Below are 10,760 nucleotides of genomic sequence, written 5' to 3'. Positions count from 1 at the left end.
TTCGGGCTTAGTTGAAAAAAAAATGATTGCTTTGACAGTAAAACTGAATAAGTAATGATTGGCGAAGGCCCCTACCAGAGATGGTGGGGGTTTTTGCTTGCTTGCTTTTTTTTGGGAAATTACTTTCTGTCGATATCTTCAGCTAAGGAAAATTGGGATTTTAGCTAGATGCTGCTGAGCAAATATTTTCATCATTCACGTTTGTAATGGCTGAGGCGTCAAACTCGCCACCACTGAATTCTCCTTCTAGCGTTAGCTCGTCGCCGACTGAGACGTTCTGTCTGGTATTGTCGCCACATACGCTCCAAGAATCGACTCGGATGCTGCGATCGCCTGTGTTGAGACTAAATCCATCTTCCCAGACCCGTTCCACAGTTCCTGTTAGAACACCATTGTCCATCTGAGTAGCGCCCGTACAAGCAACTAAGCCCATTAAAACCAGGGGAGTTTTAACCGATAGTTTCATGAAAATTCTTCCACTCGGTAATATAAATGCTTCTATTTTAGGTTTTATAAAATCGAAATTTCGCTATAACTATGGGGGTATGCATGAAAAAAGCTAATAATAATGAGCAATATTTATGATCTTTCAGTTTTTTTAAAACCCCAAGAAAAAATTCTCTGGCAAGGCATGCCCCAGGCGGCCGGGTCATCGCCCTGGAGTCTGAAAATTATTCAAGCGTTTGGCTATTTTGGTTTATTTGCGTTTGGCTTCTTTTTATTAATTGGGCTGGTAAATTGGGATGAACTAGGGGAAGCACTCGGCATTTGGCTTACTTTTTTGGGATTAAGCTTGGCGATCGCCTTTGCTTTTCTCATTGTCATGCCAAAAGTTGTTCGTTCTTCCCTCAAGGCGACGAATTACATCGTGACTCCAACCCACGCCGTCATTGTGCAGCATCTATGGCAAACCCAAATTAGTCGGATTCCGGTACCAGAGAATGAAGAAATCGTGATTTATCGCGACCAAAATTTCCATACGGTGCGGTTTTATCATTACGATAACCGAGCTGCAAATCCGGAGAATCGCGTTTACCGTGTTTATCAATTTGAGCGACTCACCCCGACCGATGCTGCCACTGCCGCAAAGGTACTAGAAATGATTCGCGGTCAAGCGGGGCCTGATGCTCAACCCGTATTTTCGAGCCGTCCCAAGCCTACCTAAAAACTGCCAGAATAAACTTGTTTTGTTGAGTTGAAAATCAACTAAGATTGTTCGATTTAGGCGATCGCCCAGATATTTTCTGGGTAAGTTACACCGATTTTCACGAAAGAAAATACAATACAACTCAACATGGGTTCAGCCTTTGCCAGTAAATTTCCTCTGTCTATCGAAAGGAGTATGGCAAAATGAACAGGTTAAAAACATTGTGAACGGAACGGGTATCGGTTAATGGCTAAATTTATCTTTGTCACCGGTGGTGTGGTCTCCAGCATCGGGAAAGGCATTGTGGCGGCAAGTTTGGGGCGTTTACTCAAGTCCCGTGACTATTCGGTGTCGATCCTGAAGCTCGATCCCTACATTAACGTCGATCCTGGCACCATGAGCCCGTTCCAACATGGGGAAGTTTTTGTCACCGAGGATGGTGCAGAAACAGACCTCGACCTCGGCCACTACGAACGATTTACCGATACCTCCATGTCTCGCCTTAATAGTGTGACCACTGGTTCCATTTACCAAGCGGTGATTAATAAAGAGCGACGGGGCGATTACCAAGGGGGGACGGTTCAAGTCATTCCCCACATTACCAACGAGATTAAAGAACGAATTTTTCGTGTGGCGGAGAATACGAATCCTGATTTTGTAATCACAGAAATTGGCGGTACCGTCGGCGATATTGAATCTTTACCGTTCCTAGAAGCGATTCGTCAGTTCCGCAAAGAGGCTGGCCGGGACAATGTTTTGTACATGCACGTAACCTTGATCCCCTGGATTCCGTCGGCGGGGGAAATGAAAACCAAGCCCACCCAACATTCTGTGAAAGAATTGCGCTCTATTGGGATTCAGCCGGATGTGCTGGTGTGCCGTTGCGATCGCCCTTTACCCCAGGGACAACGGGAAAAAATTTCGGAGTTCTGTAATGTCCCCGAAGAACAGGTGATCACCTCCCAGGATGCCAGCAGCATTTACGAAGTACCGTTGATGTTGGAACGGGAAGGCTTGGCAGAACAAACCCTGAAACTGCTACGGATGGAACCCAGGCAGCCGAATTTGGCGCAGTGGCAAAATCTCATTGAACGGATGAAGCGCCCCAGCCGCCACATGGATATCGCCATTGTCGGCAAATATGTCCAGCTCAATGATGCTTATTTATCCGTGGTAGAATCCCTCGGCCATGCGGCGATCGCCAATGACATGGACATCAAACTCCATTGGGTCAACGCTGAGGATATCGAAAAACACGGCGCGGCTATGTACCTTGCGGATATGGCGGGGATCGTCGTTCCCGGAGGATTTGGTTTACGGGGCGTTGATGGAAAAGTAGCGGCCATTGAATATGCCCGGCTCAATCAAATCCCGTTCCTGGGCCTTTGTCTTGGGATGCAATCTTCAGTAATTGAATGGGCCCGTAACGTTGCCAAATTAGAGGATGCCCACAGCGCTGAATTTAATCCCGAAGCGAAAAATCCCGTGATTAATCTTTTGCCAGAACAGCGAGATGTGGTGGATCTTGGTGGCACTATGCGCCTGGGTTTATATCCCTGTCGGCTCACCCCTGACACCCTAACCTATCAACTCTATGGCCAAGAGGTGATCTACGAACGTCACCGTCACCGCTACGAATTTAACAATGCCTACCGGAGTTTGTTCTTAGAAACGGGCTATCAAGTGAGTGGAACTTCCCCCGATGGTCGCTTGGTAGAAATTATTGAATATGCTGACCATCCGTTCTTTATTGCGACCCAGTTCCACCCCGAATTTCAATCTCGTCCGAACCATCCCCACCCCCTCTTTTTCGGGTTTATTCAAGCGGCGGGAAACCACAAGTCCCAACCGATTTCTGATGAGCTAGATAACCAGAGTACGGAGATGTCTATTTCTCTGTCCTAGGGCGAAGAACCTGTAATGAATTAACTTGATCACAACGATAAAAACCATGGCAAATTCCGTACATCATATTGTTCTGTTTGAATTGGCAGCAGCAACTGGGACTGCTGAAACCCAAACGATTATTGAAGATGGCTTGAGTCTCTTGGGGGCAATCCCTGGGGTTTTGAAAGTTGATCTGGGGTTAAAGGCCAGGGCAGATCGGGATGTCCACATTAAGGATTATCAATTGGCTTTGTATGTGCAGTTAGAAAGCAATGCAGCCCTTGATACTTATGGGCCTCACCCCAACCACCAAGAATTTCTCAAGCGACATAAGAGCAAATGGACGAAAGTTCAGGTGGTTGATTTCTTCGGACAGTAGATGGTTAACTTTGTTTATTTATCATGCGTTAGTGCGAGGGCAATTCCTTGAATTCCTATGAGAGTCGCGGCCATTTACTTACAGAACAGGTCAACCCCCAGAGTCAAAATTTAGATCAAATGTCGGCTTTGGAATTGGTCGATCTCTTTAACCAAGAGGATCAAAAAACCCTGGAGGCGATCGCCAATGCCCGCGAAGCCCTTGCCCAGGCCATCGAGATCACCAGCGACGCTCTGATGCGCGGTGGCCGATTATTTTATGTGGGGGCTGGCACCAGTGGTCGCCTCGGTGTTTTAGATGCTGCGGAATGTCCGCCGACCTTTTGTACACCCCCCGAACTCGTTCAAGGCATTATTGCCGGGGGAGCCGGTGCCCTCGTGCGCAGTTCAGAAGATCTCGAAGACCGGGCCGAAGATGGTAAAAAGGCGATCACCCAACGACAGATCACCGAATTAGATGTCGTTGTCGGTATTACTGCGGGGGGAACCACTCCCTATGTCCAAGGTGCCCTGATTGCCGCCCAACAGCGGGGAGCGAAAACTATTTTCATCAGTTGCGTTCCGGCCGAGCAAGTGCCCTTGGCTGCCGATGTTGATATTCGTCTACTGACTGGCCCCGAAATTCTGGCAGGCTCGACCCGTCTTAAGGCTGGAACTGTCACCAAAATGGCCTTAAATATTCTCTCGACTAGCGTCATGGTTAAGCTCGGTAAAGTTTACGGTAACCGCATGATTGATGTTGCCGTCACGAACCATAAACTCCATGACCGAGCACTCCGCATCCTTCAAGACCTCACAGATTTAAGCCGTGAGGAAGCGGCTATCCTTTTAGAAAAATCCCAGCGTCGCGTCAAAATAGCATTATTAATGCATTGGAAAAATGTAGATGCCTCAGAAGCAGAGCATTTATTAAAAGTCCATCAAGGAAACCTCCGAACAGCATTAAAGTCATAAACTTATTTTATAAGCGCTTATCTAACATATCTGCCAGTAAAGAAAAAACCGCAAGTTGAGTTGCTGCAACAAAGAGAATTAAAGTAGATTCTGTCAAGTCTTTTCTAAGTATATCCTGAGCAAGGGAGATTAAAAAACCCAGAAAAAAAAGACTAGCAATCGGCACAAATATTCTAATTGGCGCAAAATAAATTCCTGTTCTTAGAATTAATTTAAAAAAACGCAGCGTGTCTTGAACGGGCTTTATTTTGCTTTTTCCAACTCGATGAAAGTAGTTTATTGGTTCATAGTGAACAATATAATTATTGGTCAGCATTGCTAATGTAATAGTTGTTGTAAAACTAAAAGTATCAGGTAAAATATGAATGAATTCCTGAGCAATTTCTTTACGAAAGACTCGCATGCCACTATTAAGATCTGGAATCTTTTGTTTGGCGATCCACTCAGCAAAACCAACTAAAAAGAATTTTGGAATCTTGCGGATGTTAGAGTAAGTAACATTTTTCCCTGTGCGAGAGCCAACCACCATATCAAACCTACCGCTCATTCCTAAACTGATCAGATCTAGCAATCGCTCATTCGGATAAGTCCCATCAGCATCAGTGATTGCAATCAAATCATATTGAGCATGGATAATGCCTGTTTTAAGGGCTGCACCATAGCCTCGATTTGTCGGATGTTTTAAAAGACGAATTCCCGGTTGCTCTTCTAAAATTTTTGCAGTATTGTCAATGGAACCATCATCAACCACAATAATTTCGTAGACTTGTTCTACTTGGAAAAAAATTGTCTTTAATTGCTCCAATGTTTCGGCGATCGCCCCTTCTTCATTATAGACAGGGATAATAATCGAAACCCCTGGAGACGGAGATTGTGGCATGGGCTCAGATACTACTGCCATCACAAAATAAGTCTAAAGTTAATTGTTTATTTTGCTAATTATAAATGAGTTTAAACCTGTTAGATCAAGTCAGTCAATTTTTATTGACTCGCTCAAAAAAAGTATGTGATCGTACTACTCTATTCTGGCTTCTATTCGCACTATTTCTTGGCCTTCTATATCCAATTTTAGCCCTGACTAAAATTTCCGGAGAACTTTACTGGATACAAGATGATGCTCGACAACATATTTTTTGGATGGCGAGATTTTCAGATCCAGAATTATTTTCCGATGATTTAATTGCGGATTATTACAACTCAATTTCTCCAGCCGGCGTATCCTTTTTTTATTATTGTCTTACTAAATTGGGTGTTGACCCCGATTTCTTATCTAAAATAGTACCTTTGTTACTCAGTCCTCTGACAGTATTTTTAAGTTTTATTCTTTGCTTAGAAATATTACCAATTCCCTTTGCTGCTTTTCTGTCTAGTACAGTTCTGATACAAAATCTCTGGCTTCAAGACGGACTAACTTCCGGAACTGCGAAAGCTTTTTTGATTCCTATTTTTTTATTATTTCTTTGGGCAGTAATACGTAAGTCTTTTTTCTGGACAATAGGATCAATAGTTTTTCTAGGATTGTTTTATGGATCTTTTGTGTTAGTTGCAGCAGGAGTCTTAGTCTGTCAATACTTTACTCTAAATCAAGGAAAACTTCAGCTTAACTACAATCGTCGTGATAAAAATTTAGCAATTTCTGGATTGCTAGTTGCCTTTGTCGTGTTATTGCCCCACATCTTTAGTAATTCTGACTTCGAACCTGTGATCTCCCTTACTCAAGCAAAACAATTGCCAGAATTTGAACCAGGAGGAAGAGCAAGTTTTTTTCAAACTAACTGGTGGGATTACCTTTTCAATGGCGGTCGTACAGGGATTCGTCTTACTGCGGCACTACGACCTGATTTAGTCTATATTTCTTTATTATTGCCGATTATTTTTTTATACAAAAAACATTTTCCTTTAACTCAAGATATTCGCCGATTATTTGTGTTGAACCAACTACTAATTAGCGGATTTATCCTATACACATTGGCTCATTTATTCCTATTTAAACTTTATTTGCCTAGTCGTTATAGTTTGCATAGTTTGCGTTTTAGCTTAACCATTCTTTGTGGTCTGACTTTGGTGATTTTATTGGATAAGCTAGTTCGTTTATGTCGAGAAAGATCTTTAAGGACTGTGCGGCTAGTCTTTCTGGTATTTGCTTTGTTTTCTATTGCTTTTTCTTTACTTGTTGATCCATTAACTGATAAAGACTTTCCTAGTACTGGATATATCACAGGGAAATATCATAATTTATATCAATTTTTACAACAAACTCCAAAAGATACCCTGGTTGCTTCTCTTGCCGATGAGGCCAGCAACATACCATCTTTCTCGCAACGGAGTGTATTCGTAGCGGCAGAATATGGCATCCCTTACCATGTGGGATATTATGACCAGTTTCGCCAACGTACTCAGGATTTAATTACAGCCCATTACAATATTGATCCCACAGTACTGCAGAGATTTATTCATGATTCAAAAATTGATTTATGGTTGGTTAATTCTGATGTTTTTAGCGTCAAATTCTTAGAAGCGAATCGATGGTTTAACCATTTCCAACCTCAAGCCAGCAATGCCATTCATCAAGTTAAGTTAAATAAAGAGGTGATCGCTCTGTGGCAAGTCCAAAAACAATGCACCATCTTTACTGATCAAGATATAAATGTAGTGAGCTCGGACTGCATCCTAGACTGGATTTCTAAAGAGCTAAACTAGCCTTACCTGCATTATTTGATCAGTGTTAGACTTAGAATGAACTTAATAAAAGTTAATAAAACCTGTTCTAGGGTATGACTTCCATCTTTCCAAACAAAACGAAATCTTACAATCAAGCCGCGTGGCAAAAAGGCTATGAATCCCAGCGACAGGAACTTGCCTATGAAGTCACAGATATTGACGGCGAGATCCCTCCTGAACTGATGGGAACCTTGTTTCGTAACGGGCCTGGGCTCTTAGACATTGGTGGCATGCCGATTAAGCATCCTTTCGATGGTGATGGAATGGTCTGCTCAGTCAGCTTTCAGGAAGGGCGGGCCTATTTCCAGAATCGTTTTGTACAGACAGCAGGGTTTGTGGCGGAACAGAAAGCTGGTCAACCTGTTTATCGAGGCGTATTTGGAACGCAAAAACTGGGGGGCATTTTCAATAATATGTTTGACTTGCGGTTGAAAAATATCGCGAATACAAACGTGATCTATTGGGGAAAAAAACTATTAGCCCTCTGGGAAGCAGCGGAACCCTACAGTCTCAATCCAGAAAATTTAGAAACGTGTGGCCTGGATTATTTATGGGAGACCCTCAAGCCTGGGGATAGTTTCTCGGCCCATCCACGTATTGATCCGGCGAGTATTTGGGACGGGGGCGAACCTTGTTTAGTCAATTTTGCCGTTAAGCCAGGTTTGCCGACGCGCTTGGTGATCTATGAAATTAGTCCGGCAGGCAAATTACTGCGCTATCGAGAACATGAAGCTAAAGGCTTTGCATTTATCCATGATTTCGTCATTACGCCTAATTACGTCATTTTTTTCCAAGCGTCGGTGAAATTTAATCCTTTGCCCTATGTTTTGGGGTTTAAGGGAGCTGGTGAATGCGTGAAATTCGAGGCGAATAAACCAACGCAGATGATCGTCATTCCGAGGGATCCAGCGCGGAATGATGTGCAAACCCTAGAGGCAGAAGCCGGCTTTGTGTTTCACCATGCCAATGCCTTTGAGCGAGATAAGCAAATTATCGTCGATTCGGTTTGTTATCAGTCAATTCCCCAGGTGCAGGCGGATGTGAACTATAAAAATGTTGATTTTGATGCGCTAGATCCAGGGCAATTATGGCGCTTTACTCTGGATTTAGAGACAAAAAAAGTGACGCGAGAACTATTGGCTACCCGCTGTTGTGAATTCCCGGTGGTGCATCCAGAGCGTGTGGGACGGGACTATCGTTATGCCTACATCGGGGCGACCCACGCCAAAACAGGTAATGCACCGTTGCAGGCGGTGTGGAAGGTGGATCACCAAGGAGAGGATTCTCAAGTTTTTTCCTTTGCGCCAGACGGATTTACGGGGGAGCCGATTTTTGTACCCCGTCTAGGAGCTACGGCAGAGGATGAAGGCTGGGTTCTCTTGATGGTCTATGATTCGGCTCAGCATCGCTCGGATGTGGTGATTTTTGATGCGCAAAATTTTGCTCAACCTTTGGCAACCCTACATTTAAAGCAGCATATTCCCTATGGCCTGCATGGCAGTTGGACGCCGAAAGTGTTTGTGAATTTCTAGTCGACTGATTCTTTGGGGTCAGGCGATCGCCAAATCCACCAGGCCCCTAAACACAGGGTGCAGTTACCCACGAGAGTGAGGGCGGCTTGGATCGTGACGAGCCATTCGAGGCTGGGCGCATTGTCGAAAAAGTGCCAAGTGCAGGCACACATCGCGCTAACGAGGGACGGCAACATTCCCCAGGCGAGGGCCGACCAGCTTTTGTCTTGGGTCAGATTGCCGTAGGTTTGGATCAGCCAAATGGCCAAAATCCACTCTAAAACGCTAGAGATGTGAACAATCCAAGTGGGAAAGGAAAGGGCATTCATCGCAGGGGCAGAAATTTTTGTTTAAAGTTGCTTGATAAAGTCTAGTAGATGATGGGCGATCGCCCCTTTGCTAGCCTGAGGAATTGTGGCCTTGCGGCCTTCTTTATCGAGGAAAATCAGTTGATTGGTTTCACTGGCAAAACCGGAATTTTCTCGATCAACAGCATTAGCGGCGATCGCATCGAGTTTTTTCCGTTGCAATTTAGCCAGGGCGGGGGCCGTAATTTCCCCCGTCTGGGCCGCAAAACCGATTAATTTTTGGTCGGGGCGTTTCCGTTGACCCAGTTGGGCGGCGATGTCAGGAATTTCCTCTAAGGCAAGGCTTTCGGGCAACTCTGCCTTCGCGAGCTTATGGTCATAGTTCACCGTGGGCCGCACATCACCGACCGCTGCACACAGAATGAGCCAATCAAACTGATCCGCCTGGGATAGCATCATTTGCTCCATTTCGGCGGCGCTAGTGACGGGAAAGCGGTGGAGATTCGCTAAATTTTCTAACAAGCGACTTTCCATCGGCCCATGGACTAGGGTCACAGTGGCGCCTCGATAGGCAGCGGCTTCGGCGATCGCTAAACCCATTTTTCCCGTCGAAGGATTACTAATAAAGCGCACGGGGTCAAAATGCTCCCTGGTTCCTCCGGCGCTGACGAGAATTTTTTTGCCTGCGAGATCCGCTCGCCCCCGACTGTGGATCAGTGCTTGAACCGCTTTAATAATCTGCATGGGTTCTGCCATGCGTCCTTTGCCTTGGCGATCGCAGGCCAACAAACCACTATTTGGGTCGAGGATGTGATACCGCTGATCCTGTTGGAGTCGCCGCCAATTGGACTGCACCGAGAGCTGTTGCCACATATCCGTATTCATCGCCGGGGCAACTAAAACTGGGCAAGTAGACGCCAAAATAATATTCGTCAGCAACGTATCCGCAAGGCCCAGGCTTACTTTTGCGAGGGTATTCGCCGTTAGGGGGGCTAGCAAAATTAAATCTGCCCATTCCCCCAGGTCAATATGCACCGGGCGGGGGCGGTGGCTATCCCAAAAATCTTCGTCTGTATAGGCTGGGTGACGGCTGAGGGTGGCGACCGTGAGGGGCGTAATAAAACGTTGGGCCGAATCTGTCAGAACAACTCGCACCTCTGCCCCTGCCTGGAACAGTTGGGAAATGACTTCACAAACTTTGTAGGCCGCAATGCCCCCACTAATGCCGACGACAATCTTTTTTTCGTTGAGCATTTACGATTCGTCGTAGGCTTCGATGTCCAAGAGGTGCCAGTAGGGTTCGACTAATTCTTGTCGTTGAAAGGCGATCGCCCGCAACAAATGCCAATCCTGGAGGGCTTCAAAGGGAGTCCCATAATCGTCTTGTTCCAATCGTGCGGCGAGTTGAGCCACATCCGTTTCGTCCATGTGGGCGATTTCCTGGGGGGTTTTTGTTAAGACTGTCATAATTAAGACCTCCCTGACGCTGCACGTTCTTTTAGGTTCTGTTCATTCTTTATTCTACTCTTAGAAATCCCCAAAACAATGGCCTGTCACCGTTCTTATTGTCGGCTTGATTTGTCGAGTAAACTAGACGTATCTTAAGGGGAGATTCTGTTCCCCAAGGAGTCAGCCTCCCATGTTAATTGAACCCAGCGTGTTGCGAGCTGCCCAGCAGATCTATAACCAATATGTTGCTGTTCATCCCGTGCGCTCCCAATATGTCACTGGGGTCTCGGTAAATCCCAAAACACTCCAGGGATTTGTCAGCTTTCGTGAACGGTCTATTCTCTTGCCCAGGGAAGTTTTTGTGCCCGTCGAACAGCTGATGAGCTATGATGTCTGACGCTAAAA

Annotated in this window: 12 protein-coding genes; 7 read left to right on the top strand and 5 right to left on the bottom strand. The window is 45.4% G+C overall.

What is annotated here, in order from left to right:
• Positions 1 to 160: 160 nt before the first annotated feature.
• The gene (locus tag AACT35_RS00670; protein ID WP_099237460.1) at positions 161 to 466 is read right to left on the bottom strand and encodes a hypothetical protein; all 306 of its coding nucleotides are present in this window, start codon (positions 464 to 466) and stop codon (positions 161 to 163) included.
• Between the two features lie 102 nt (positions 467 to 568).
• Between AACT35_RS00670 and AACT35_RS00665 the strand changes: the two genes are divergently transcribed.
• The 4 genes from AACT35_RS00665 to murQ all read left to right on the top strand — a co-directional run bounded on the left by AACT35_RS00665 (position 569) and on the right by murQ (position 4,366).
• Positions 569 to 1,165 (top strand): hypothetical protein, encoded by a 597-nt coding sequence (locus AACT35_RS00665; RefSeq protein ID WP_099237458.1) that lies wholly within the window; start codon positions 569 to 571, stop codon positions 1,163 to 1,165.
• 228 nt (positions 1,166 to 1,393) lie between these two features.
• On the top strand, positions 1,394 to 3,052 hold the full coding sequence (locus tag AACT35_RS00660; RefSeq protein ID WP_099237456.1) for a CTP synthase: 1,659 nt from the start codon (positions 1,394 to 1,396) through the stop codon (positions 3,050 to 3,052).
• Between the two features lie 46 nt (positions 3,053 to 3,098).
• Positions 3,099 to 3,413, top strand: coding sequence for a Dabb family protein (locus tag AACT35_RS00655; RefSeq protein WP_099237454.1), 315 nt, complete (start codon positions 3,099 to 3,101; stop codon positions 3,411 to 3,413).
• A 47-nt stretch (positions 3,414 to 3,460) separates the two neighbouring features.
• Complete coding sequence (gene murQ, locus AACT35_RS00650; protein ID WP_099237452.1) at positions 3,461 to 4,366, top strand: N-acetylmuramic acid 6-phosphate etherase; 906 nt, start codon at positions 3,461 to 3,463, stop codon at positions 4,364 to 4,366.
• 7 nt (positions 4,367 to 4,373) lie between these two features.
• Here murQ and AACT35_RS00645 read toward each other — a convergent pair whose 3' ends face one another.
• A complete protein-coding gene (locus AACT35_RS00645) occupies positions 4,374 to 5,267 on the bottom strand; it encodes a glycosyltransferase family 2 protein (RefSeq protein WP_254047928.1) in 894 nt (297 codons plus the stop codon).
• A gap of 44 nt (positions 5,268 to 5,311) precedes the next feature.
• On the opposite strand from AACT35_RS00645, the gene AACT35_RS00640 reads away from it, so the two are divergent.
• Complete coding sequence (locus AACT35_RS00640) at positions 5,312 to 7,066, top strand: hypothetical protein (RefSeq protein WP_254047927.1); 1,755 nt, start codon at positions 5,312 to 5,314, stop codon at positions 7,064 to 7,066.
• A gap of 74 nt (positions 7,067 to 7,140) precedes the next feature.
• On the top strand, positions 7,141 to 8,619 hold the full coding sequence (locus AACT35_RS00635) for a carotenoid oxygenase family protein (protein WP_099237450.1): 1,479 nt from the start codon (positions 7,141 to 7,143) through the stop codon (positions 8,617 to 8,619).
• On the opposite strand, the gene AACT35_RS00630 is transcribed toward AACT35_RS00635, so the two are convergent.
• From AACT35_RS00630 to isiD, 3 genes are read right to left on the bottom strand one after another with little or no spacing between them, the layout of a single operon-like run.
• Entirely contained in the window at positions 8,616 to 8,927 is a 312-nt protein-coding gene (locus tag AACT35_RS00630; RefSeq protein ID WP_099237448.1) for a DUF2499 domain-containing protein, read from the bottom strand. The two genes, AACT35_RS00635 and AACT35_RS00630, sit on opposite strands and share 4 nt — an antisense overlap.
• A 21-nt stretch (positions 8,928 to 8,948) precedes the next feature.
• Positions 8,949 to 10,160 carry a bifunctional phosphopantothenoylcysteine decarboxylase/phosphopantothenate--cysteine ligase CoaBC gene (gene coaBC / locus AACT35_RS00625; RefSeq protein WP_099237446.1) on the bottom strand — a complete coding sequence of 404 codons (1,212 nt, stop codon included), beginning with the start codon at positions 10,158 to 10,160 and terminating at the stop codon, positions 8,949 to 8,951.
• Complete coding sequence (gene isiD / locus AACT35_RS00620) at positions 10,161 to 10,373, bottom strand: protein IsiD (protein ID WP_012307042.1); 213 nt, start codon at positions 10,371 to 10,373, stop codon at positions 10,161 to 10,163.
• A gap of 172 nt (positions 10,374 to 10,545) precedes the next feature.
• Here isiD and AACT35_RS00615 point away from each other — a divergent pair, with 172 nt between their 5' ends.
• Positions 10,546 to 10,752: a hypothetical protein gene (locus AACT35_RS00615; protein ID WP_012307043.1), complete on the top strand. Its 207-nt coding sequence runs from the start codon at positions 10,546 to 10,548 to the stop codon at positions 10,750 to 10,752.
• Positions 10,753 to 10,760: the final 8 nt, after the last annotated feature.

Origin of the sequence: Synechococcus sp. BDU 130192, from assembly GCF_963876085.1 — a bacterium.
Classification (GTDB): Bacteria; Cyanobacteriota; Cyanobacteriia; order Cyanobacteriales; family MRBY01; genus MRBY01.
Note: the sequence above shows the minus strand (reverse complement) of the source record. Positions and strands in the feature narration are given on the sequence as shown.